The organism is Sphingobacterium sp. SGR-19 (genome assembly GCF_011043555.1).
In the GTDB taxonomy this organism is placed as follows: Bacteria; Bacteroidota; Bacteroidia; order Sphingobacteriales; family Sphingobacteriaceae; genus Sphingobacterium.
Genome location: NZ_JAAKGS010000011.1, coordinates 1 through 26,682, shown reverse-complemented (window position 1 = coordinate 26,682; position 26,682 = coordinate 1). Strand labels below are relative to the sequence as shown.

The 26,682-nt window shown below is 46.6% G+C and carries 17 protein-coding genes; 1 reads left to right on the top strand and 16 read right to left on the bottom strand.

Features of this window, described 5'->3' with window-relative positions:
• Positions 1–2 precede the first annotated feature (2 nt).
• From G5B43_RS17445 to G5B43_RS17375, 15 genes are all read right to left on the bottom strand, one after another.
• Positions 3–590 carry a hypothetical protein gene (locus tag G5B43_RS17445; protein ID WP_165296086.1) on the bottom strand — a complete coding sequence of 196 codons (588 nt, stop codon included), beginning with the start codon at positions 588–590 and terminating at the stop codon, positions 3–5.
• A 230-nt stretch (positions 591–820) separates the two neighbouring features.
• Entirely contained in the window at positions 821–2,443 is a 1,623-nt protein-coding gene (locus tag G5B43_RS17440; RefSeq protein ID WP_206367408.1) for an arylsulfatase, read from the bottom strand.
• A 10-nt stretch (positions 2,444–2,453) separates the two neighbouring features.
• Positions 2,454–4,211 carry a RagB/SusD family nutrient uptake outer membrane protein gene (locus G5B43_RS17435; RefSeq protein WP_206367407.1) on the bottom strand — a complete coding sequence of 586 codons (1,758 nt, stop codon included), beginning with the start codon at positions 4,209–4,211 and terminating at the stop codon, positions 2,454–2,456.
• A 21-nt stretch (positions 4,212–4,232) separates the two neighbouring features.
• Entirely contained in the window at positions 4,233–7,655 is a 3,423-nt protein-coding gene (locus G5B43_RS17430; RefSeq protein ID WP_165296085.1) for a SusC/RagA family TonB-linked outer membrane protein, read from the bottom strand.
• Positions 7,656–7,776: 121 nt separating this feature from the next.
• Positions 7,777–8,919: a FecR family protein gene (locus tag G5B43_RS17425; RefSeq protein WP_165296084.1), complete on the bottom strand. Its 1,143-nt coding sequence runs from the start codon at positions 8,917–8,919 to the stop codon at positions 7,777–7,779.
• Between the two features lie 106 nt (positions 8,920–9,025).
• The gene (locus tag G5B43_RS17420; RefSeq protein WP_165296083.1) at positions 9,026–9,592 is read right to left on the bottom strand and encodes an RNA polymerase sigma factor; all 567 of its coding nucleotides are present in this window, start codon (positions 9,590–9,592) and stop codon (positions 9,026–9,028) included.
• Between the two features lie 194 nt (positions 9,593–9,786).
• Entirely contained in the window at positions 9,787–10,164 is a 378-nt protein-coding gene (locus G5B43_RS17415; RefSeq protein ID WP_165296082.1) for a hypothetical protein, read from the bottom strand.
• Between the two features lie 294 nt (positions 10,165–10,458).
• Positions 10,459–11,439: a TolB family protein gene (locus tag G5B43_RS17410; protein WP_165296081.1), complete on the bottom strand. Its 981-nt coding sequence runs from the start codon at positions 11,437–11,439 to the stop codon at positions 10,459–10,461.
• A 193-nt stretch (positions 11,440–11,632) separates the two neighbouring features.
• Positions 11,633–12,769: an MBL fold metallo-hydrolase gene (locus tag G5B43_RS17405; protein ID WP_240904908.1), complete on the bottom strand. Its 1,137-nt coding sequence runs from the start codon at positions 12,767–12,769 to the stop codon at positions 11,633–11,635.
• Between the two features lie 226 nt (positions 12,770–12,995).
• On the bottom strand, positions 12,996–17,066 hold the full coding sequence (locus G5B43_RS17400) for a two-component regulator propeller domain-containing protein (protein WP_165296080.1): 4,071 nt from the start codon (positions 17,064–17,066) through the stop codon (positions 12,996–12,998).
• Positions 17,067–17,162: 96 nt separating this feature from the next.
• Complete coding sequence (locus G5B43_RS17395) at positions 17,163–18,419, bottom strand: purple acid phosphatase family protein (protein WP_165296079.1); 1,257 nt, start codon at positions 18,417–18,419, stop codon at positions 17,163–17,165.
• Position 18,420: 1 nt separating this feature from the next.
• Positions 18,421–19,986, bottom strand: a complete 1,566-nt coding sequence (locus G5B43_RS17390; protein ID WP_165296078.1) for a hypothetical protein — start codon at positions 19,984–19,986, stop codon at positions 18,421–18,423.
• 21 nt (positions 19,987–20,007) lie between these two features.
• On the bottom strand, positions 20,008–21,621 hold the full coding sequence (locus G5B43_RS17385) for a hypothetical protein (protein ID WP_165296077.1): 1,614 nt from the start codon (positions 21,619–21,621) through the stop codon (positions 20,008–20,010).
• A 39-nt stretch (positions 21,622–21,660) separates the two neighbouring features.
• Positions 21,661–24,495, bottom strand: a complete 2,835-nt coding sequence (locus G5B43_RS17380; protein ID WP_206367406.1) for a TonB-dependent receptor — start codon at positions 24,493–24,495, stop codon at positions 21,661–21,663.
• A 252-nt stretch (positions 24,496–24,747) separates the two neighbouring features.
• Positions 24,748–25,629 carry an NAD(P)H-binding protein gene (locus G5B43_RS17375; protein WP_165296076.1) on the bottom strand — a complete coding sequence of 294 codons (882 nt, stop codon included), beginning with the start codon at positions 25,627–25,629 and terminating at the stop codon, positions 24,748–24,750.
• A gap of 120 nt (positions 25,630–25,749) precedes the next feature.
• On the opposite strand from G5B43_RS17375, the gene G5B43_RS17370 reads away from it, so the two are divergent.
• Positions 25,750–26,091 carry a winged helix-turn-helix transcriptional regulator gene (locus tag G5B43_RS17370; protein WP_165296075.1) on the top strand — a complete coding sequence of 114 codons (342 nt, stop codon included), beginning with the start codon at positions 25,750–25,752 and terminating at the stop codon, positions 26,089–26,091.
• A gap of 40 nt (positions 26,092–26,131) precedes the next feature.
• On the opposite strand, the gene G5B43_RS17365 is transcribed toward G5B43_RS17370, so the two are convergent.
• Positions 26,132–26,581: an NAD(P)H-dependent oxidoreductase gene (locus G5B43_RS17365; protein WP_206367413.1), complete on the bottom strand. Its 450-nt coding sequence runs from the start codon at positions 26,579–26,581 to the stop codon at positions 26,132–26,134.
• Between the last annotated feature and the right edge of the window lie 101 nt (positions 26,582–26,682).

Genomic DNA, 26,682 nt, shown 5'->3' with positions numbered 1-26,682 from the left:
CGTTATTCTGCTTTGGGTGTCAATTCCACGGAAAATACGGTTTCACAATTATTTTTACCTATTAAGACAAGTGTACCTTTCATTACATTGGGAGATATATTATCGAGCTGAGCACGTCTGGTTACCATACTTCTAGTCATATTGTTATCGGTTAAGATATTCAGTGTTATTTCGTTGCCGTTCTGTTGTCCTTTAAATATGCGAATATGTTCGTCGTTGTTGACAACCTGAACATACGATCCAACGGAGTCTGAATAAAACCGCCAGACCTCATGGCGTTGATCACCAACAACATAATTTGCACAACGTGAGGCACGGCAAACCATCCGACTATTCCATTCACCTAATACACTATCTGGCCAAGGTTCATGAGTTGAAGTGGTATAGCCTTCCAATGCTGCCGATTCGGTGGCCAGCAGGCTATCCCTCATCTTTAACAACGTGTGATACTCTTCCTCCATTAATGCCATATTGTGTTCCCGTTTTTCTAGCTCTTTTTCGCGATCAGCAAGCACCTGCCTTCCGCTGTCTTGTCCGCAGCTCATCAGCAGTACTATCACCAGATATATTAGATAAAAGCGTGCTATCATGTCTATTCTTTTATTAATAAACATCATACGGCGCATACTGTTTTGGTAAATGATCTGTGTTACAAAAAAGGGGTGAAAATCCATCGCATTTTTCGTTTGCTTTCAAGAAACAATTTGGGTATGCCGACAGCAATGATAGCCCAACGAAAAGGTTAATAATACAAAACTCCCGAGACTTACGCCCGGGAGTTTAAATCAGTTACGAGTTCTTAGGCTCGATCGCAAAACCCTCACGGATTATTTTTTACCCCAACCTCCACCGCCCACTTCAGGTAGGCCTTCTTCATCTTGTCTACGACAGCGGGCTGTTGTTGACTCAGGTCGCGCAACTCGACAGGATCATCCTTCATATTAAACAGTTTAACTTTTTCGGTCGCATCGCCCCCTATTATCTTCCAGTCGCCGTCTCGCACTGCCCATTTACCAAAATGCTCCCAATACAATGTCCGATCCTTTCTAGGATAGCCTTTAAAAACGGGCAATAAGGAAACACCTGGTGTATCCTTAATTTCATGACCGTTGAATCGTTTAGGATAGGTAGCTCCGGCAACATCGACGCAGGTCGCCATGATATCCGTAATATGCCCTACAGCGTCCGTTTGATTAATTTTTATGTTGCGGACGCCATTAGGCCAATGCACAATAAACGGCGTGATGATCCCGCCTTCCTCCGTCCATGATTTGTACTTTGTATAAGGCGTATTTGAGACATTGGCCCACGGTTCATCGTAAGCCAAATAAGATCCCCGTTGCCCAACGCTTATACCCGGGTTGTGTAATTTCCGTGCGTCAATATTTTCGGCACTTGCCCCATTGTCGGAAAGAAAAACAATCATCGTGTTGTCGAGTTTCCCCTGTTCTTTCAATGTCGCCATGATTCGACCGATGCCTTGATCCATACGGTCTATCATCGCCGCATAAACCTCCATCCGATCTGCCCATTCTTGGGGATCATCCAACAATTCCCATCTCGGTATCCCTTCAGGAGTAACAGAAAGCTTATGCCGCCCATCGATTATTCCCAGCTGTTGCATCCGCTCATAGCGTTTTCTACGAATGTGTTCCCAACCTTTGTCATATACCCCATCGTAGCGTGCTATATCTTCCTTTAGAGCATGCAAAGGCCAATGTGGCGCCGTGTAAGCCAGATACAAAAAGAAAGGCTTATCCTTTTCATTCTGATTGTGCTCTTCGAGGAAAGACAGCGTCGTATCGGTAAAGGCATCCGTCATATAAAAACCTTCATTCGGAGGAGTCCACAAGTCATCGTCGTTCACCATTTGCCTTTTACGCGGTTCTTCCACCAGTTCAAAATAGCTACTAGCCCCACTGATCAGTCCAAAATAATGGTCAAATCCGCGTTGCCGCGGCCAGTGCTCCGGACGCTCACCGACATGCCATTTACCGACCATATAGGTCTTATATCCAGCTTCTTTCAATACCTCTGCTAAAGTCACACTATGGTTATTGAGGAAGCCTTGATAGGGTCCCGGCTCAGGGGCGCTCCCGACGTTACTCACCATCTTTCCCATCCCCGCTTCATGCGGATACAATCCCGTCAGCAGTGCCGCCCGGGAAGGGCAGCAACGTGTCGCGTTATAAAAAGAACGGAACTGAAGTCCATCACCTGCCAGTTGATCAAGGTTTGGTGTACTAATTTCACTTCCATAACAACCTAGATCGGCATACCCCATATCATCAGCCAATATCACGATAATATTTGGCCGGTTGGTCGGTGAAACCTGGCCGAGGGCCGCATGTCCAGAAAGCAGGACTCCCATAGTAAAGATCCCAAAAAGTAAAGCGCCATAACCACGCAAAGTACAAATCGGATAAGAAAAAGAATATCTCATATGCTATTTTTTAATCTGCAATCTCGGTTAACGGCGGCAGATTCCGCTCTGTTCCCTGGTATCCCTCATTCTGGTTAATTACGCCTAGGGTGTTCGTATTAATCGCATCAGCCGGTATCGGAAACAGTACATGGTAGGGACTAATCCGACACTCCGACGCCCCCCATTTTAAATGGGTCTGATAAAAGTTATTCGTGGCCATAACCCGGTCGTACCAAAAATTTTTCTTGCTAAAATCCGCCAACGAATAGCCATTACGACCTTCAGCGGCCATGATATACGAAATCCGTACCAGCTCAGATTTACGGTGTTCTTCCGCGAAGAGCTCCCGGGCACGTTCGTCGAGGACAGTTTCTATCGTCACATCGCCAGGAGCAATCTCAGCAGCATCCGCGCGTCTCCTCACCTGATTGATATCTGCCGCAGCAGATTCCATCCTTCCCAGCCAATAATAGGCTTCTGCACGTAACAGATAAGTTTCTGCCGAGCGGAACACATAATAATCGCCCTGACCTCCATTCGGCACCTGATCTGTTGTTGCTTGCGGCACAAAGGTTTTATAAAACGGAAAAGAATGGTAATGCTGGAACGTATCTACTATGGCCGAAAAGTTTGTAGGGTCTATTGGTTTTCCAAAATCGACCGATGCCGGATTGTTATATAAAAGTTCCTCCTGTAACACCCAGTTGCCATCCTTTCGTCTTAAGTCATCTTCATCCTGCCACAGCTCATAAAGATAGTAATTAGAAGGTCTAAGATTCGAATTACCGCGACCGAGGGAGTCATAGGTGTCACCTCTATCTAAAGTACCTCTTGCCGCTTTACTATCCAGTACACGGGCGTTCCACCATGCTGGGTGATAATTGCGCATCGTATGGAGTCCCCCGGTACGTACTTCGTCCGGCAAATCGTTTCTATCCAACACACCAAGAATCGTTTCGGAATTCGCTGCATGATGCACGTTTATCGGACGGTGTAGGTCCCAGAATAAGTTTCGATATGGCGCAATTTCTACTTCAGGTCCAAACCGTTCCTGCATTAACGGGTGTTTTTCAATGACGTCAGTGGCCATTTCAATCGCCTGTTCATACGCCCGGTTTGCCAAGCATATTTTCGATAATAGATGTTTACCTGCCGACTGGCTTGGTACCCCTGGCCGCATCTGTCCCGGAAGCCACTCTACAGCGAATTCCATATCGCTTTGGATACGATCCAGGATCGTCCAACGCGAATGGGTATAAAAATCCAATTTGGCTTCTAGTAATTCCTTATCGAGAAAGGGTACATCTCCAAATTGATTGACCAGTAGATAGTACCAGTAAGCACGATGGAAGTATGCTTCGGCCAGTATTTCATTCCGATCCGTTTCGTTCTCCCAGGTAATATCATCAATCCGGGAGATAAGCGCATTCACCACACGTACCGGCCGGTACGCCCACTGGAAATTATCCAGAACGTAATAATTTCCATCAGCATTCGGTGTCAGCTGCAGGTTCATATTCCGTATACCGTTGTCATTGAGCGGCCCTGCAACCCCTAGCTCCGTAAAGATAGATTCCGATACCACCGTATTGAGTTCTCCGTAAAACGAATTTCGGAGGTTCTTGCGTGCAGTAACCAACATAGACTCATATCCAGCCTTATTGATGAGTAGGTTTTCCGGCGCATAAAACGACAGCGGCTCTGGTTTCAACCAGTCTTTGGAACAGGCAGAGATAGCCAACATACTTACGATTAGCACTAAACTATATAAAATTCTTATTTTCATTTCATCAATCATTAAAATAAACTAAAACGATGCGTTCAACCCGAAGGTAAAAATGCGTGGCATTGGACTATTCGCCGACTCGGGATCCCAGCCCGTCCATTTTGTCAGGGTGAGCAGATTGCGCCCACTCAAGAAGAGTCGGAGATTATTTACTGAAATTTTATCCAGCAATTCTTTGGGTAAACGGTAGCCGATTGCCGCGTCCTGTAGCCTCAAAAAGCTACGGGACTCATACATATTGATCCCTCCCTCAAACAATCGATAATTTACATTAAGTCGAGGATGCGTATTCGACCGGTTTTCAGGCGTCCAATACGGGATATCCAAAGTATTTGCCCGGTCATAGATATTCGAACTTGAGTGGTTAAAATCACCTCGATCGCCCATGTGCCCAAGGTCAGCCCTTATAAAAATATTTGCATCAAAGTGTTTCCAAAAACTGAAATCGTTGCGCCAGCCGAGTGTGTAACGTGGCTGACGCCAGCCAATAAACTGCTTATCGTCAAACTGCCGATATGCGCCATCCGCGTTTACATCTTCCACACGATATTCGCCGGGACGCAGACCGTATTGTGCAGCTGCTTCAGTTTCCTCTACCTGCCATATCCCCTGTATCCGGTAATCCCAGATCCTGTCCAAGGCTTCTCCGGGGAAATATCCATTTGCATAATCTGGAACTTCGCGCTGCACCAACTGTCCGTTTACCTCTTCTTCCATCATGTCGCCCCAAAGGCGGTCGATACGGTTACGATTCAAAGAAAACACGAAGCTGCTCCGCCAATTTAGATTTTCCCGTTTTATAATCTGCCCCTGCACCGTTGCATTTATCCCTCTATTGGAAAGCTCACCAAGATTGGTCGTAACCGACTCATAGCCAATAATCCGTGGCAACCTACGGTCTAATAAAAGATCATAGGTCGTTCCGTTGTACGCATCTACTGTCGCGGTAAGCCTACTATCAAAAGCAGTCAGGTCGAATCCGATGTTGTAGGCCTCCGTTCCCTCCCATTTCAAGTTGGGGTTTGCCATCGAACTATTCGTCAAGCCCACCACAACGTTCGAACCATCAAAATATGCGTTGCGCGCAAGATTTGAAAGCGCCGCATAGGCGGGCACATCCCGGTTTCCGTTCATCCCCCACGAAACACGCATCTTGAGGTCGTTTATCCAAGCGACGTCGAAAAAACGTTCTTGAGAAACTCTCCATGCAAATGCCGCCGACGGAAAGAAACCTCTGGGGTTATTTTGTCCAAATGCAGAAAACCCATCTCTCCTCCAGGAGAAGGTAAACAGATAACGTTCGTCGTAATTGTAGTTCATCCGTGCCATCAGCGCATCCCCGGTACGTACCCTATCATTGTTGCTGATGGACGGGTTCGCCCCATATTGCAAACCATGCCAAGAAAGATTTTCATTGGGTCCGAAATTCTCATTTTCCTGAAACGACTGCTGTATCTGTAATTTTTCCGCATTAACCAAAAAAGTAACGTCGAGTGCATGCTTGTCGAAACGTTGCGACCAAGTTAAGATATTATCGACCATCCATTCATAGGAGTGTTCATCAGACCGCGTACCATATCCATTACGGCGGGTTACGCCCCCGAGCATCGTTGTAGAAGGCCAAAAATTATAGTCTTTTTCCGTCACCAGGCGGTTTTGGAAAGACGCCCGGTATTTAATACCGAAAGGCAGTTTTAATTCTGCATAGAACGTCGCAAACAAGCGATTGTTTTTTCGATACTGATCCTTATAATAGGACTCTAAGAAAGCGTTAGAAAAAGAAGGGTCTTCTTGCGGAAATCTAACCAGCATGCCGTCATCCTCCATAAACTTACCGTAAGGGCTCAGTCTATCTATTCCTCCCGCAGGCACCGAGCTGTTGTCGGAAGTTGCAAATTGCGTATTTACTCCAATTTTTAAGAATGTAGCAACATCCCCTTCCAGGTTTAAACGTGTACGCCAAGTCTTGAGCCTGTCGCCATAGATGATTCCTTCATTATCCGTATATCCGGTAGAAAGGTAATAGTTTAGGCGGGACGCCTTTCCAGACAGCGCGATATCATTGTTGTGACGCAGGCCTTGCTGCATGCGTTTACCGTACCAATCAATGATCCGACCTTGTTGGAAGCCCTCGATTTCTACACTGTTCAGGCGTAGGCGCTTTAGCCATTCCACCGTGTTATCCGCATCCGCATTATTACTATAATTCCGCCATTGTTCCAAAGACACATTATCCGGTAGCTGGTCCGGATTCATATAATAACCTTCCGCATCACGTGGCGCCATCTGCTGCATAAGATCCTGTCTAAACCTAAGGTAGCCCTCGGCATCGAGGGGTTTATAATCATTTGCTACAGAGGCAAGACCCCACATGGACGAAATGGTTACAGTAGGTACCTCGCTTGCACCGCGTTTGGTGGTTACAATGATTACCCCTGAAGCGGCACGCGCACCGTAGACCGCGGCCGAACTAGCATCTTGCAGCACATCTATCGTGGCGATATCAAATGGATTGATATCCTGCAATGCACCGTTATAGATTACACCGTCCAACACGATCAACGGGCTTGAACCCGCGGTGATGGAATTGGCTCCCCTGACCTCCAACGATCCGCCGCCTGCCGCTCCAGTCGCTTGGTTACTAGCTATACCTGCCACCGTTCCACTCAAGAACTCGCTCAGATTGGTAGCCGATTGGCTTTCGAAATCACGCGCATCTACGCGTGATATCGCGCCCGTTAAGTCGCTTCTTTTCTGTGTGCCGTAGCCTACTACAACTGCTTCCTCCAGGTCGTTCATGGCGACCCGCATAGCGACGTCCAAACTAGCGCGACCTTTTAACTCCACTTCCTGAGTTTCATACCCCACAAGCGTAATCAATAAGATCCTGGCCTCTGCCGGCAAATCCAAGCTAAAATTCCCATCGCCATCCGTTTTCGTTGCATGCGAAAAATTCTTCACTGATATCGTTGCTCCTTCCAACGGAACTCCGCTCTCATCCCGTATCCTCCCGTTTACACGGCTTTGGACGGTTCCTTCCGCGCGTCCCTGCGGAGCTACATTCCGTTTGCTGGGGACCTCCGTTTTGACTTTACGGCGCACAAGCACTGTCCGGTCGCGGAAGGTATAGTCGAGCGGCTGTCCATCAAAACACACCGCCAAGGCCCGTTCCAGACTGGCGTTCTGCAAATTCACCGTTACTGGACGCGCCCGTTTTAAATCGCGGTCCGCGTAGATAAAATCCACGCCGCTTTGCTCACTCAATACCTTCACAATATCCCTTAGCGAGGCATTCTGTCTTGTTATATTGATCTGCGCTCGTGATTCTGCAGAAACCTGTAGAATCAGCGCAGTTAAAAAGAATACTGTTATCCGCATTGCTTTCCATATAGTATGATCGTCCCGACTGTCATTGCCGAACGTCTTATTATAGTTTATAATCATTAACTTTGTTTGTTTGGTTATTCTTCAATTGTTTAGACGATAAAAAAGGAACGGCCAAATATCTGGACGGAAGGGGTCTCAAGCACTTCCGTCTTTTTTTGTTCCCACTACAAGCCAGCTTCTACATCACTTTTACCCTCCTTCCCTCAATCTCAAACTGGACCGCCTGTGTATAGCTAATCTTATCCAAAATTTCGGATATATGCTCATATCGGCTCACGGATCCGGTGAAGGTGACGGATGATGCATCACCTTGATACATAATTTCTACGTCGTACCAACGGGCCAACATTTTTAAGATATTCGCCAACGGTTCCTGCTCAAACACGAATTTACCATCTTTCCATGCCGTGAACAGGCTGACATCAACCCTATTCACCTGAAAGTCATGCCCCTGTAATACGGCCTGCTGTCCGGGATTGATTTCATGGTACGTCGCTTGCTCCCTCTGTTCTACACCATTTAGGGATACCTTAACGTTTCCTTCGACCAATGTGGTAAGAATTTTAGTGTCGTCCGCATAAGCCGAAATGTTAAATTGCGTTCCGAGTACATCTACGATCTGTGCGCCCGCCTGCACGCGAAAGGGTACTTTGTGTGAAACACCAGTCCGGTCCACGGACACCGCTTTGGCCACATCAAAATAAGCTTCGCCTTCAAGGAATACTCGACGCTCCTGCTTTCCGAAATGCAATGGATAGCGTAATGATGATCCGGCATTCAGCCATACATGCGTACCATCAGGGAGTGTTAGCGCATACTGCCCGCCGCGCGGCGTCTTTAACGTTAGCATTTGTCCGCCAATCGTCGGGCTCACGACCTGTCCATCTTCATACTTAATTGAATCGCCTATTATAATACCTTTATGCAGATCACTTAAAGCAATTTCCTGTCCAGTCTCCAGCAAGAGGGTCGCCCTATTTTTTCCAGGTACAATACTATCCTGCTGTGTTGCTATTGTACGCCTCTCAACAGAAACGGGTTTGTAGAAAAAGATCAACAATCCCATTATGATGATAGCAGCTGCCGCATAGTAGCCGTATGGCCGAAATCGTTGCGACGCTCTAATTTTCGCTATCTTTTTATCTACCTCCCGTTTGATCCTGTCCTTCAGCCTTTCCCGATCATCTTGGTTCAGCTGCTGCAGAACATGTTTATCCTTCTCAAATAACCTATAGTATACATCTACAAAATGTCGTTCCTCGTCAGAGGCTGTGCCATTTCGATATTTTTTCAGAACTTCTAAAAAAGTTTTTCTGTCCATGATTAGCGAGGTTTACACTTATAAGACAGGGCAAGATGGTATATTCCCGAAAATAGTCGTTTTTTTTAAAACTTAATCTATCAGCATGGAGCCAATGCGGGATCCATTAGAAGAATTTCGTCAGGACAAGTAATAATGTTAACGATGCACGCAGCTGCGCCAACGCTAAACTTAATTGGTTTTGAACAGTTTTTCTGTTCATATTCAACTTTTTGGCAATTTCTGCGGTATCCAGATCCTGTTCATACCGCATTCTATATATTACTTGCTGTTTAGTACCTAAGGAATTAATGAGTGCCTCGGCCACGGCGACCAGCTCTTTATCCAACAACGGGGTATCGCTGGAATCAGTAGCAGCCTGATATTCTATCAAAAGTTCCGCAATAGGCACATAACGCCTTTCCTTTTCAAACCAGTTGAGCACCCTATTTTTAACGGCTGTATAAAGATATCCCCGAATATTTTCAATACGTAACTCTTCCATTTGGTCCCATAATGCGACGAAAATATCTTGGGTAATGTTCTCGGCAATGTCGTATTGGCGACACCGTATAAATGCCTGCTCAAAGACGTAATCCCAATACTCCTCGTACAGCGCGGTAAAGGCCTGCTCCTCCTGTGTTTGCGAGCGGGATAATAAATTTGATGTCTTGTGAGATTTACAATCGGACATAAGTTGCATGCCATATTATGCACACAAACTTATAAAATAATTTGATATTCCGTCCCCCAATTAACTTTTATCTTTCGATTTATTGCTTTCACGACGCGATTTGGCTATTCCCCGCAGGCGTTAATTGCCTTATGGGAGGGTTGGTTATAAAAAAACTCCCGAGACTTGCCTCGGGAGTTTCAGCAAAAAATCATTTAACTCATCCCCAAAGTCAGGGTCGTCACGAAAACCAATCCCGTCGAGCTTATGGCTTCCACATATACTTTGTAAGAACCCGCTGTTAAGCTTTCCGACGGTTTAACCCGGACTTTCCCGGAAGATTCTTCAACCTCGAAGGTGTCGCTGGAATTCGCAAAGGGAGCCCCATCCTTCTCGATCTTCTGCAAACGGAAAGTTGATTTATATTTCTCTGGATAAAACTCAGGAGCATCCGATAGGTAACCATTCTTCAGTCCGATATGGACCAAACTATAATCCACGCTAAATCCAAGATCAGGATAAGACTTTCCGAAAAGGTCAGCTAGAAGCGTATATCCAAGGAAGCAACCTCCTCGATAGTGAAGCGCGCCCACAGCAATCGATATTAAAATACCTATCCCCGCTGCCGGGGAGACATATAAGTGTGGGCATCCAAATGGGTATTTGAATTATTTGCTTTGGTACTTCCGTTGCTGACGGAAATCAAGGCTTTTCCATCTCGCGCTTTCTAATTCTACTAAATCTCTCGGCAGACATCTCAAGCACGGAAGCGACATACTGCATACGTTAGTGGTATTAATGGAAACTTTTGTACATCTGTAATGTTTCGTTTTGGTTTCTTTGGGCTCACCAAGCAGTGTCTTTGGCACATCATTCTGTTTTTTACGTTATCGCCATATCATCTGTCCGCTACCGGCCTCCATTTTGTCCTTTCCCTTCCAGATTACCGGAATTACTCCCGGCGAATTATTCTCTGCATCGGGATTTGTAGTGTACTGCTGGCCGTCGTTCGGAATGATACTCATTTGCCACAGTCGACCAAAGCCCTCACCGCTATACCGATAGTAGCTCCCTAGAAGAAGGTATTTTCCATCAGGGGAAAAAACAGGAACTGATTCCGTAAAATTGCTCGTCGTTACCTGTTTCAGATTCCCACCCTCCATATCCATCGTATGGATATGGTTGGCGATACGTACAGCCAGCTTAGTTCCTTGCTGATTGACGGTAAGGTCTCCCCAATCCTGGTAGTTCATTTCCTTGAGCAAGGTTCCAGAATCATAGGGGGGTGCGACCCGGATGATATAGTTTCCATGTGTCATCAGAAAATGATTTCCCGGAAGCCAAAGCGCAGTCACACCGAAGTTTATCCGTTCACCATTTATGTCCAAAATACGGGCTACAAAATCCCCATTGCGCTTGAGGATGGTGATGCCATCCTCCTTTTCATTGGAAGTCACGAGGATTAAACTATTGTCTGGCGACAAGTATCCTTTACAGTAGGCATTCAGGCCAGGTCCGTTATAGACAAATTCCTCAGCGACGGCCCCGGTATTGATATCGCTGATTGTAAAACGAATATCGTATTCTCCAATGCTGCTGGCATTGACCACGGAGAGCTTCCATTTGCCATCCCTGGATATGTCAAAGTTGTTAAGCTTGCTGTCATCGGGAATAAAAGATCCTCCCGTCCCATCAGGCAAACTTATCTTGATTATGCCTTCGGTAGCCCAGTCGTAATAAATGGTACCTTTCAATTCCGAGGGGTATAGATCACCCGGTCTGTTGCCCTCTCCGTTGTTTCCATCCTTAGAACACCCCACTAAAAGAAAAAAAAACGAGATCAATATCGATGCAGCTAACTTTTTCATACCTTGAAATATTGTGTTGTTTCAAAGTTATCTAGTAATCAGAAGACAAACAATCCACGAAAACTAGGATTTCTCGCCGCGTTTTCTATCCAAAAACTTTACCGATAACTCTACCGATTGCGGCGAAATCATCAAGATTATTGAAGGTTCTATTAGCTTTTGGATGAGCGACACTGGATCAAACACGAGTTTACTATCGAAGTTCTTCCCACCATGGCTTGAACCGCTGGCTGGAATCGTTCAAATTAACCAGTTCTCCCACGATCGGTGTTACCAAAGGGATATTAAGCATCTTATTGTTTTCCGTTATCCGGATCAGGGGTTCGTCCCAAGCATGGAATCCTAATTTAAACTTCGAAGAATGTACCGGAAGTACGCGTTTTGCTTTCAGGTCTTGTGCGGCTTGTAACACCTCTTCCGGCAACAAATGAATCTCGCGCCAGCCCTCATTGTATTGACCGTTTTCCAGAATCGCCAGATCAAATCCGCCAAATCGCTCGCCTATTTCCGCGAAATGCGTATCGTATCCGCTATCTCCACCCAGATAGAGGTTCAGCTCGGTCGTTTGCAGCACATAGGATAGCCAAAGCGTATTGTCCCGCTGGAGCCCTCGGCCCGAAAAATGCCGGGCAGTGGTCGTGTACAAGGTCATCTCATCATTGATCTTAACGCTTTCGTTCCAATCTTTCTCGATGATTTTTGCACGGTCGTACTTCCAATACTCAAAATGTGCGCCCACCCCCAATCCGCATACCACCTGTTTCACTCTTGGTCTTAACTTGATAATTGTCTGGTAATCCAGATGGTCATAATGATCGTGCGAAATAAGCAGATAATCAATATCAGGCATATCCTCAACGGTATATATATCTGTTCCCTTGAATGCTTTGTTGGAGTTGGGAACAGGCGACGCGTTGCCGGAGAAAACAGGGTCTATTAAAAATCGAATACCGTTCAGCTGGATAAAGTACGATGAATGGCCAAACCACACCAGTACATTTTCTGTGATCGGTAAACTTTTAAGGTCTGTTTTTACCGAAGGAATAACGTCTGTAGGCACGGTTCGCGGAAATTTGGTGAACGCAAAGTCATAGGCTGCTCTCGTCATGGAATAGCCTTCGCTCACCATTGGGGTGAAATGTATATTTTGAAACTTGCCGTCCTTATAATGCGGTGATTGCCTTATCCTTTCAAGCCGTTGTCCGCTGGGGGCTTTCCCAAATTTTGGATGCTGCATATACAGAATTGCGCCTATAAGCAACGCACCCACTAGAATGAGTATGGTTATCATTGCCTTTTTGATTATTTTAAAGCGTTTAGTTTTAGCCATCGGTTTACCATCTTAGCTCCATACACTCATGATATAAACTATTTGTGCTTTTTGCTGAAATTGTGTTTACACAAAAGTAGTCGGTAGCTTTACAACAAACAAATATAGACCATACTCTATATTATATTTTTTTTCAACATTGGTAGATTACAATAGCTCTCTCCAACAGTAAGTTCTACACGGTTGGAGAACTTGATTTTTCTGCACCTTCGACAAATTTGTATCATTACAATAGAGTATTCATAAACGCTGTCGGGCTCTTCCCGATCTCCTTTTTAAACACCTTGGCGAAGTACTGGCTGTCCTGAAACCCTACGCGAAAGGCAACTTCAGCGACGCGGAGATCCGTCTGCGTCAGAAGCTGACAAGCATATTTCATCTTATAGTTTTTGATATATTCCGAAGGAGACAACCCCGTGAGGGATTTGATCTTCCTAAACAGGTGCACCCTACTCAGGCCAACCTCGGCACCTAGCCATTCTACACTCAGATCCGCACTTTCCAGATTTTCAGAAATGACCGTGTTAATCCGGTCCAGAAGCCTCCGGTCGTGGTCGTTTCCAGTGACAGCTGCAGAATTAGGCAGATAAGTTGCTGCTCGGTAACGCGTATGAATCCGTTTTTGATGGTCGATTATATTCTTTATCCGCAGCTTCAACTCCAGTATATGAAAAGGCTTGGGGAGGTATGCGTCTGCGCCATGACCAAGTCCTTCCATCTTGGCCGCATGTGTGTCCATGGCGGTTAAGAGAACCAGAGGGATATGACAGATCTCCGGTTTACTTTTGATGCTGGCACATAACTCGTACCCATTCAGGCCCGGCATGACCAGATCGCTGATGATCAGGTCGGGAACCAGTTCTTCTGCCTTTTGAAGACCTTGCAGGCCGTCATAGGCTGTGAAGACCTTATATGTCGTTTTGAGCTGTGCTTCCAGGTAATGTACTATTACGGCATTGTCGTCCACCAACAGTATAGTCCCTAGATCAGACTTCACGTCATTGTCAGTTTCGTCCTTATGAACCACGATTTCGACAGGCTCGTTCCAGGTTAATTTATTAGATGGTAGATTTTGATCTTCCTCTTGTTGTGTGGCCGTATCCAACATTTCGCAGGGTATGGTCAGCATGAAAGATGTTCCCCGCGCGACCTCGCTGTCCACCGTTATATGACCGTCCATCATCTCCAACAACGATTTAGACACCGATAAGCCTATTCCAACACCATGCCCAGCGCTACCCTTCGTGTAGAAGCGCTCAAAAATATGTGGCAAATCCTTTTCATTGATACCGACACCTGTGTCCCAGACTTTCAAGGCCAGCACGCTGTCCGTAAAAGAAGCACTGATCCCGATTTCTCCCTTAGGAGGTGTAAATTTAAAGGCATTTTGCAGCAGGTTAAAAATGATTTTTTCGATCTTATCCTTATCGAGCAGTAGTATCACCTCATCAAGTGCTTCAAGATCGACCAATAGCTGAATATTCTGCTTCTCGGCCATCGGCCAGAAACTCATCAATATTTCCTCCAGATGCTTTCTCAGCGGCACCGGCTCCTTATTGATGGCATACTGTCCGGTATCAATTTCACGGATCTGCATAATCTGTTCTGTCAGCAACCGTAATCGTTGCACGTTAAAGTGCATAATTTCCAACCGGTTTTTCTTCCATATGGAGTGTTCTTCCGCGGCTAACAGTTCTTCCAATGGCGCCAATATCAGGGAAAGAGGCGTACGAAATTCATGCGATACATCCATGAAATAACTCAGTTTTACATCGTGAATTTCCTTCCACTTCTCTTTCTCCAGCTGCTCAATACGGTAGGAATGCTTCAGTCTCAAACTTTGCAGATAACGACTCCAAAAAAGTGCTACGATCAGCCCTACAGACAGTAGATAAAGACATTTCGCCCACCAGCTCAACCATAGCGGATCCAGTACCTCTATCGACATCTGAGCTTCTCCCACGGAAGAATGATCGCCGGTCGAACGGACTTTGAGTGTATAGTCGCCCGCTTTGAGGTTTGTAAATGCCACCTGGTTCCCGTTTAGTCGGATCCACTCCTCGTGAATCCCCTCCAGCTTATAGTAAAACGAATGTCTGTTCGCCGACGAATAACCAAAATCCGAAAACTCCAGTTCGAAATCAGTATGACGATGGCTCAGTTGAATAGCTTGCGTACATTGTAGACTTGTCTGCAGTACCCTCGTGCTATCACCGGGTTCTACCCGATGGTTCCCAATTCGCAAAGTAGTAAACCGCACGGGCCGGTTTCGTGCAGATAAGCGATGCGGCGTAGTCATATCCATCTGTAACCACCCCTCACTTCCGCCGAGCAGCAAGCTATTGGAAATGTCCTGCGCAAAAGCACCTTCATTTATTTCCTCGAGGAGCATGCCCTCCTCGTAACCAAATGGCCGCAGCCGGTCGTTCTTGTCCAGCCGGCTAACACCATGTAAAGACACAAACCATTTCTCGGCCGATCGATCTACGATCGTACCGTACACGAGGTTGTCCAGCATGCCGTTGCCCGCGTGGAAATGTTTACAGTCGCCCGACCGCGGATTCCAGCCCAGCACCCCTTGGCCATTGCTCGACAGCCATAAGGTACCATCCGCTTCCTCTAGCACATGGTTTATCTGGTCCACCCTAAGCTCGACCGCACCCGTTCTAAACCTACTTTTATGACTGATTGCTCCCGTCCTGCTATTATATATCACGACGCCGTGACCATATGTCGCCAAAAAAATCTGACCATCTTTTCCGATGGATACATGTTTCACGGCCCGATGGTTCAACAACTCCTGTAGCTCCTTATCGTCTTCAAACGGCACAAATCTCTTTGTTGCCAGATCAAAACGATGCAGCCCCCCAGCTCCGTCCGTTCCGATCCACAACCCGCTCGTATCTCCCGCTATGGAATTTATAATCCATCCTTTTGTACGGTTCAAGAGGACCGATTCGGGCAGCTCATATTTTTGAAAGCTCCCTGTCGCCGCCGAAAAGCTGTACAGCCCCTTTCCAAATACGCCGAGCCACACCTGTCCGTTCCTATCTTCGTATATCGCTTTTATTGCTCCGTTTTCGGGCAGCTCATAGCGGGTATTATGGTCGCCTGCGACATGATATAACACACCATCCTCTGTTCCCACCAGCACCGTATCCGCTCTGGATGCCAGTAAAGCCGAGACACTGGTGGAAGAGGTGCTGCTGCCGGCGCCATAAAGGCGGTTGAGCCGAAAACGACGATCACCTCGCCGATATAATTTGATACCATCCGTATACGTTCCTACCCAGATATTGCCGAGCTTATCCATATGTATAGCACGTATACTTTCCTGATCTTGAATAGTACCGTCTATGAAGCGTCCTAAAGCCACCCTCGTCGGCATCCCCTTTTCCGCCAGCTGGTATAGACCTTCAAAGGTGCCTACCCATAGCCTTTGCTGCTGATCCAGCCTCAGGTCGCGAATAAGATCAGACTGCAATCTAGTCCGTTCGTCCACAGCCTGGGTATGCCAATGCCGGATAATCTCCCCATTCTTTTCCAGTAAAAATAGCCCCGAACCATAGGTTGCTGCCCAAATAACAGAATCTGTAACCACCAACGATTCGATACGCGAAGGGAACTGCTTCCTATCGCTCTCACTCGTTATGGAACATCCCTGTCGCGTTGTTGGGTTATAAGTAAACAAGCCGAGCTTTGAAGTTCCGACCCACAGCATTCCCGTACGATCTTCGGCGATGGAACTTACTGTCCCATGTGCTAAATAATACATACCATCCCCAACGAAACTATGTTTGGTCAGCAAGCCAGAGAGACGGTTCCACTCAAACAGGCCATAACGGCATCCCATCCATACACGTCCGTCGCGTCCCACAAAGACTTCATGGATCGAAGAAGACTCGTAGATGCTGGATGGTAATGTATAGGTGGTGAATTTATCATGATTGCGGTGATAACAGCTTAGTCCCTTGTCCGTTGCTATCCATATATTGCCATCGTTGTCTCCGGAAATAGAAAAAATAGTATTGCCTCCGATACTCGTCGGATTACCCGTTTGATGTCGATACACGACAAACTCATAACCATCATAGCGGCACAACCCGTCGCGTGTGCCAAACCACATAAAACCAAATCCATCCTGATAGACGCTTAATACAGAACGTTGCGGTAATCCGTCTTTATGCGATATCGTCTCAAAATTTAGATCCTGCGCGTAAGAGCAAGAAAAATAGAAACTCTTTATAAGAATGAAGACGCAGAGGAAACATTTATTTCGAAACAGACAGCTCATCATAGTAAGCAGGATAATAATGACGCCACAAGCGTGTTACAAAATTGTAAACAATAAATTAACCTACTATTACCGTTATGTTATGCTATCGTGATTTTTTCAGTTATCTTCTACCACGGGCTTGTCATCCCGCTTCACAATGCGAAAAACATCCAGTACATGGCCGTCCAACGCATATGTTTTAAAGACGATGGCTTCATCAGACATCTCGACCAGCTGATAGGTCTGTACGTTACCCATCTTTACCTCCATCCAAGGATGATTTCCCACCGCATATGCCTTTCTTCCTGCAACAGAAATCACATAAGTCGGTCCTATACGATTACCTTCCGAATCAGGGATTCGACCTCTGGCATACACATGGTCGTGCCCTTGCAACACGAGGTCAACGTTGTATTTGTCGAATAGTGGTTTCCAACGCGTCATGACGCCGTCATTGATTCTTCCTTCCGTGGCCGAAACGACCGGATGATGGCAAACCACGATAGCCCATTTCTTTGTATTGTACTTTAGCACCTGCTCCAACCACTGCCCCTGCAGATCCAGTGCATCATTGGAATCCATGAAGACGAAACGGCAATTTTTGATATCGATAAAGTAAGCGCCGTTAGATAATGACGACGGACCATTAGGCGGATATCGAAACTGATGCGGCCAGCTCGGCGTGCTATATTGCTTCACGCCCTTTTCGTCCTTTACATACTCATGGTTACCACGTACGGCGAGCTGCGGCTTCGCGGCAAGCATAAAATCGCCTGCCCGGAACCATTCTGCCCATTCATATTCGTTTTGCGAATGATTGATCAAATCGCCCACGTGTATCACAAAGTCAGCCGCTGGTGCTGCAGCATATGCCTTTCTAAATACACGGGACCAGAGCGGGCGAATGTCGTTTTGCGCGTCGCCCATGTAAATAAACTGAAACGCATCCTCGTCTGTTGGCATCGAAAAGTCGATCCATTCGCTCCACATATCCCCTTCGCCTACCCGGTACACGTAATTTTCTCCAGACTTTAGCATCCGCAACGTAGCCGTATGGTAATACACTGTATCGCCCGTATACGTTACAAACCGCTCACTGCGGGCGTTCACGCGGTTGGCATCTCGGTAGAAATCGATCTGGGTTATCTTGTCCGACCATTCCAGCGTTCCTGTTTGAACCACCTTGCTCGTCCGCCAGGTGATCGTTCTGGTCTGCGCAAGCGAATCCGTGATCGACATCAATATCCGATCCGGCATTTCACTGGCCTTGTAAGGTATGAACGGCTGGTCTGGAGGTAATTGTTTTTCATGGGGCTGTGCATAGCCGACAGTCCCCATGGAAAATAAAAATATAACAAAAAATAATCTATGCATTTTATTGATGGATATTCCCCTCATAATTCCGAACCCAGCCCTTCGTCCAATCCGCAGAGGACTCGCTTACAGCGCCTACATAGTTTGCTTCCGAGAAGAAAGCATCTACAGAGACAGGATTAAACGCACTGTTGGTAATTGCCTGTGGTATATAGCTTGTCGTGCCGATACCATCGATCGTGGCCAGAATCGGTTCATCCTCATCGTTATCTTCAAAACCTGTCACATTATTGAAAAACGGATTCTGGAAAGCATTCTCCGCATCTAAGTATCCTTGGAATGGATTGCCGTTATCAGTATCATCACGGTAGGGATCGCGAGGCACATGGAAGATATACGAGTAGGCAAAAACGGTGGGTCCTTGTAAATCCGTCACGGTAACCTCATCGTTGAGGCGCAAGCCGCGTCTAGGGAAGTCTGCTACAATGCTGTTATACACTTTTCCGCTGCTGTTCGCGCGCATACGCATGCCATGCGTATCATCAACATCTTCTCCGGGACCGACTATCGTAACATTTGAGATAACAGGAGACGCTGTTTCCCGGATCGTGAACGCCTCCACCTCATCGTAAAAACTGGTGGTCTGTGAAATCGCAAATTGCACATACCCCGCATACGCATCACCAAAGCGAAAACCACCACCTTCACAATTGGTAGCCACAAGATACTTCATGCGTACATCACCGTCCGTTGGCATAATACCTTCACCAAGCGCCCGGTAAGCTTGTACGTAGTTGATCGTTGTCCCGCTACCTACACCCTGCAAGCGGAAACCACGATCTCCCGCATATTCTACCCGAAGATATTCGACATGGCCACTTGAACTACCATTGCCCTCACCTTTAATATTAAACTGCCCCCAATCACCTGGTTCCGCCTCCTGATCGCGCAACAATTTGTCACTGGTCACCACTACTGGAGCAGTCGCCGTACCCGTTACATCCACTCGTGCTCCCTCATCAATGACCACATCGTATGTTTCTCCGGTTTCGGTATTCATGTACAGCTCCACGCCAGCCTCCATCTGCAGCTCCGTTCCGCTCATAAAGTGCACAGAATGGGGCAACCAATATTTACGGCCGGCTGCTAATTTTACCTTCCCGGTTTCGATAATACCATCCTCCGGAAGCTCGATCCGGTATACCGGAGAGGATCCAATCGCTACCTCATCGTAAAGCGCCACAGATACTTCGAATGCCGATGCATCCGATGTGATGGTGTTCTTTTCATCTGCTATAAAGAAAGCATAGGGGACAACGTCGCCTTCTTCAAGGTCTGCCGGTAAAATATCCTCAAAGGTGTAACTCGTCTGTCCATCCTGAAGCGGCACGCTACGAAGCGGCGCTTCATCACGGTGGATGACGAGCATCGTCCCGTTTCCTGGGTTAGCAAACGAGAGCGCAACCGATACCGTGGTTCCTGGTTTTGCTATTGTACTCGCTTGCGCAACCTCTATCGCATTTCCTTCAATGTTCGCCGGAGTACCCTTGTCGTCTTTTGAGCAGGAGACAAAGGTCGAGAGCATGCCGGCCAATACAACGGCGAATACGCCGTTTCTTTTTTTCATTTTCATATTACTTAAGTTAAATTATTCTCTAATACTGCCATCGCGATTCTTAAACCATACTCCCTGTCGTGTCCAATCGTTGTTGGTATGCTGGACAGCACCAATGTAGTCTGCAGCGATAAACCAGGGGTCCAGTTCCTGCGGATTGAAAGCAGAAGCGACCGAACCTACATAGTTATCCCGCGCGATACCGCTCACCACGTCTTCCGTCACATCGTATAAGCCGGATTGGAAAAAGACAGATTCCGCTTCTTGCGCATAATTGGTGGCCGAGCGGAATGCTCTTACATTGTCCAGCACCATCTCTCCGCCGAGCACTTCTACCGGTAAATCTTCAACACGAACCGCATCGCTGGGAAAATGCGCTACAATCAGATTCCGCAGCTGCCCAATCGCTCCCCGTCTGACCCGCGCTCCCCGCCGAGTGCCATCTGTGGTCCCTTCACCATTGCCAATCAGCGTCACGTTGGCTATCTGGAAGGTCGTTCGCGGACTGGAATCATAGAAACTATCATGGTTCCGTAGTTCGAGCGACCGCGCCTGATTCCAAAAGTTTCTCGGAACCAAGGTGGCCGGAATATTTGTTTGGAACAACCAAAACTGTCCCTTTCCTTGCCAGCCCTCGTCCGCCCATAAGCCATATCCACCGTGATCAATGGCAGCAATGTACCGTAGATTTACGCGGCCGCCACGAATACGAAATGCATTGTTCTGACACTGGAATACCTGCACATGGTCAATCCCTGTAGCAGAACCCACACCGAACAAATTCAAGGCGTGATAATCGTCTTTACCAGCGTACTCTATCCGTACATAGCGCAGGCGGCCAGAACTTTCTGTCGTCGCCGACCCGCCGTAAACAAAGCCATCTTCGACCACGTTGCTCCCACGATTCGTCGGCGCAGCCCCGAATAAAAACAAGCCGCCCCAATCATCGAAAGAAGGATTCTCTCCGCGCAATACTTTCTCCGAGGTCAGGACAATTGGTGCCGCTGCCGTACCGGTCGCCTGTATCCTACTGCCGCGTGCAATAACCAAACGGGAATTAACAGCGTTGTCAGCACTAGTCCGGAAATAGACCGTGCTGCCGGCGTCGATCGTCAAGGTTCCCCCGTCTTCAACAGCCAGCGTTCCCGCTACCACATATGTTTTTTCTCTCTCGAAGTGAAAGTCTCCATTGATTTTTCCTTGAATAACCGACACTTCTTTTCCAGATACTGTTTCCACCGTTATGGTATATGTCGCATCGACTGAAACGGTAATCGGAAAGCTCGTCGAGCGACCTATCTTATCCGTTAGGGTTACCACAAAATCATAGACTGTCCCTAAGGAAGCGTCCGCTGCGACGTTAAACTTGAAATCATAAGTGGCCGATAGTTCATTGTTCGTGTAACTGACTTCATCATATCGCTCTGCCCCCAGATAAACCACAAGCGATTCCAGGCCAGAGGCCGCTTGTACATTCAACGGCACATTAATAATCTTCCCGGGCTCCTGCACCAGCGTTAGCGCAGTTTCATCGGTCATACTCAAAATCATTGGTTCAGGAAAGACAAAATCAATTTCCTTATCCGCACAACCCGTCATCAATAGATGGAGTATCACGACCAGGAAATGCAACGATTTATTTTTCATTTTCTTTGTTTTACTTTAATCTTAGTACCTTATCTCCATTTACCGAATGACATAGCCAATTCCCGCACGAGCGGAATAACCGAAGTACGCAACACGCGAAACGTAATCGGATGTACCTTGATAACGTATACTTGGCTCATTCAACAAGTTGATCCATTCTGTAAACAACCGAAAGTTTTTCCAACTATAAGAGGCATTCATATCCAGTTGTGTGCGATGTCGCTGTATGATGTCGCCGTCGGCGTCGCTGGCGATTGAGTTCGCATACGAACCATTATGATTCACTGAGCCTCGGATCGTAAACCGCTTGTAATCGAATGCCAACATAGCATTGAACGTGTGTTCTGCCTGTCCCGGCAAACGTATATCCGATCGGTCCTGCGTATGCGCATTTGAGCTGGCGAACGTATAATTTGCATTGACAGAGAGCCCTTTGGCTATGCCGGGTAAAAAATCGAGCGAACGCGACAGATTTACCTCCACCCCGGCCACCGTTGCCTGTTTGCCATTCTGCACCTGCCGAAATTCGAACCCTTGTGTTTCAGGGTATCCAGGGAACGGTTCCGGCAGGGAGTTAATGACACTGGTAAACTGAAACCGGTCCAGATTTTTGTAGAACACCCCGACAGATAATAGACCGGCATTTGCAAAATAACGTTCAAACATAGCATCTACATTCCATGCCGTTGACGGCTGCAGGTCTGGATTCCCCAGCTGTAGGCGCAACGCATCCACATCGTAGTTGACAAAGGGTACGACATCCACAAAATTTGGCCGTGCGTAATTGCGCAGTACAGAAAAGCGCAGGTTAGACCATTCGTCCAACCCATACTTTAGGTGCAGATGCGGCAAGAAGAAAACGTAGTTTCTGTCTCCCGATATGGGCGAGGCCTCCACAACCGTCCCTGTACGGAACACATCAAATGCATCGTACCGGACACTATTCGACTCCAAACGTAGCCCAGCAAGCACCATTAATCTATCCATTTGCCAACGCCCCATCGCATATCCTGCGTAGATATCTTCATAGGCATCATAAGTGTCATTCAACGACAATCGTTCCGCATCCCAAGCATCACTTCCTTGCGTCAATAGGTATCTATTGTCGTGTATATAGCCGGTGAACTTCTCCTCGTTGATAAGCGGGCCGAAACGATAATCACGGAACAGAAAATTTGCAGGTTCTTTATTTCCTATGACACGTGTAAAGGCTTCATTTAGATTCAGCACCTCGTTTGGATCCCAGAACGCCAGCACCTGATTGTTGCGCAGTTTGCTATTCGACTGCGTGCGGTATTTCCCACCCACCTTTACGCTTAGCGGAAAGCCCCATAACCAAGTCTGCTTCGTCAGGTCTGCACGCAAAACAAGATTGTCCGCGGTTGTATTTTCAGCATCTTCCTCGTAACGCCTAAAGTCATTATACAATAGCGGGTTATAGAGGTTCAACTGCGGCTGGGTCGCTTCAAAGACGGGATACGCACTATAGATATCATTTTCGTCCGCCACACGCAGGTCGATATCGTCATAGGAAAAATCACCCCGGGTTGACGCAAATTCCCGGGAGGAACGCGTATAGGATCCAGCCCAATCGAGCTGCCACGACCGTATGGTATGATAACCTTGTACACTGAAGTTGTGGTTGGTTTTATCCTCGTCCCAAAGGTTGATATCTCTACGCACGCGTGCACCTGTCGCTTCATTGAAGGAGATCCATTCTGTGCCACTCCGGTCGAAATCGTAACGCTGACGGTTTTGTACATCGTGGTCGGTCCGCTGGTTGAACATATAATTAAATACAAGGTGGTTAAAACCGTTCGGTTTATAATCGAAAGTGGCGGTCACCCCCGTACGTTTCCGCTCATTTTCGGTCTTCCGAAAGCCATAATTTTGAGGAAGGTTCCAAGTTCCCTCCTGGCCAAGGATTTCCGTCTCACGCCACACCGCATCCAAGCGGTCTTCCGAATTGTTGGAACTAAAGTAAGAACCGCTCAGCATGACGCCGATCTTCCCTTCGGGAACTTTATCTGTCGCTAAAAAGCGTCTATCGACACGTAATTTCCCGATGCCGTTAAGCCCGCCGGAAATATCGTTATATCCCATCGCGCCTTCAGCCTTACCGGTCCATCTCAATTTATTTGCCGTGGGTGTCCGCAGGTTGACAATCCCGCCCACAGCATCGCCGTCCAGATCAGGCGTAGGTGCTTTAATAATCTCAATGGATGCCAACTGATCTGCCGGAATCAGGTCAAGCGCTTCGTTCCGCGAACCACTTTGCTGCACGCTAGGCAGTTGTTCACCATTGATCTGTACCGTCGTAAAATGTGCAGGCGTTCCTCTCAGGGAAATCGTAGATCCCTCCCCTTTATCGCGCTGTATATTAACCCCCGGAACCCGTTGTAACGCCTCAGCGACATTCAAATCTGGGAAACGACCGATCACATCGGCGGAAATAATATTCTTGATATTATCTGCATTTCGTTGCTGGTTCAAGGCCTTTTGTTGTCCTTCTAGGTTTGCCGAAACCAATACCTCGTCTATGGTGTTAGCCATCGGTTGTAGACTTATACGGATACCATTTGCTATCCGTTCAGGCGTCAAGACCACACGCTCTTCCTGATATCCCATGTAAGAGACTTTTAGTCTGATTGTTCTACCCTGAACTCGCCCAAAAACAAATTGACCGTTTAAATCTGTTGTAACTTCCAACGGCGTGGATTCGATCTGAACAGAGGCTCCCGGTAATGGGTTTCCTGTCCCCGCATCAACAACGAAGCCACGGACACGGAAATCCTGCTGCGCGTGTAACGATGCGGGCAAAAACAACAACAGCGCGTAGTATAAAAATAAATGAACGAGGGTGGATTTCTTCACGTTTTTTGTCCTCCTTTACAGTATAAGTTGGGTACAAAAGTATACAGGGGCTCCTGAAATGACGCGGAAAATCGTTACATAAATAGGGTAAAAATGTTACTTCGGTATAATTTAATATCCTGTTGATATTTCGTTAACACGCTCTTAACGCAGAGATATCACTGCGAGGCTGGACGGTTAATATATTCGTAATCAGTATCAAAAAAGTTTCCATTACTAATGGAAGATTTTATCCATTCACAATGGAAGCTTTTATCCATTTGCAATGGAGTCAGCTAATAATTCAGCAGCACTTTTCGGTTCGCGGCCTAAGATTTCTGTCAGTAGGCTACTGCCATTATCTAATTTGCCCGTTCTAGAAGCTTGAAACATGGTTAGGGTAAATCTGGCGACATGCTCCGGAAGTCCCTTTGCAATCTGTTTTTTCACCCACGTTTCATCATCCAATACGATTCGTTTTACCCTCTTTCCAGTAAGATCAGACGCATATCGTGCAAAGTCTTCTAATGTCACAGCTTTTGCAGGTGCCAAATTTACGAAGCCTTCGTAATCGATTTCACTCACCATTATCTTAGCTATTGCTTCGCCAGCATCTGTACGGTCAACCCACGGAATGGGTCCATCCTCGGGCATTTCAATAATACCAGTTTCCCGCCAAGAGCCGAGCAAGGCGTTCATGTCGCCATAAAAGCCATTACGTAATGACGTCCATTTTACTCCAGAATTAGCGAGGTACTCTTCTGTTGCCTGATGAATTTTCATAGGCGGGTAATGCGTATCTGCCGCACAACCTTGTGCGCTGGTGTATAGGATACGTTTGGCCCCTGCCTCCACAGCCGCCTGGATGGCTCGTTTGTGTTGAGCCAGTACATCTCCACCGATATCGTTGGACGACACCAATAAAATCTGTTCACCATTTTCGAAAGAACGGCGAAGTGCGTTTGGTTCGTCATAACTTCCATATCTTACGCTGATCCCACGGTCTGCATAATGTTTTGCTTTTTCTATATTACGTGCACTCACACCAAGCTGCTCGGCAGGAATAACTTTTAACAAGTTCGCCATCGTTGCACCATTTAACACACCGGTTGCACCTGTTATGATGGCTTTTTTTCGGTCATTTTCTTTATTCATCACGATTGTTTTTGATCAACAAAATACGAATGACACAAATTTAACTATATTTGATTACCTAATGTAATCAGTTACTTCAAGGTAAGTGGTTACATTTAAGTAATTAACGGCCGCATAAGGATGAAAAAATTAGAGCATAAAAACTGTATGTTGTCTATTTTACCTGTACAAGACACATTAGATGTGATCGGAGGAAAATGGAAGATCTTAATATTAATTTCAATTATGGAGGGCAACCATCATTTTCGTGAGATAGAGCGGAGCATACCAAACTTGAGCACCAAAGTGTTATCTGATCAACTGAAAGATTTAGAAACAAATCAACTAATCAGCCGAAGCGTTTCAAATGGTTTCCCAGTTAGGACAGCGTATACCCTAACGGAACACGGAAAGACTTTACAGAAGCTGATTTTAGAAATGCATAACTGGGGAGTTCTCCATAGAAAAAAGATCATTCAGTAGCTTCCGTCAGCATCAATAACACCAAGAGTTCGTAGGGTTGCTACTTCATCTTCGATGTGATTTGTTCGGTCCAATGTTTAATCGTTTTGACATCGGCTCTATCCGCTTTATCGAAGAAAAAATGTTGTTTTACCGCTAAACCACAATAGGTATAAATACCTTTGTCCGACGTAAGCGAAAGTGCTTTATCCATTCCCATCTCGCTATATTCGGCCTGTGATTTTCCGTGCGTATTGATAATGATGGCTTGTTTGCCCGCAAGCAGGCCTTTCTGAACGCCTTGCTCATATCGATATGCAAAACCATAGCTAAAAACCCGATCAATGTAACCTTTCAGCATAGCCGGCAGCCCCGTCCACCAGATGGGATGTATAAATGTAATACAATCAGCCCAGGTAATGTAATGCTGTTCCGTTTTTACATCTTCGTCAACCTTTCCGATGCGCTGTCCTGCTATATCTTGCGATGAAAGTACAGGATTAAAATCCAGTTAGTATAAATCCCGAACCCTTACTTCGTGTCCGTTGTTAGTAAGATGTTCTACCACCACTTGTTTTAGATAACCGTTCAAACTTTGTTGATCTGGATGCA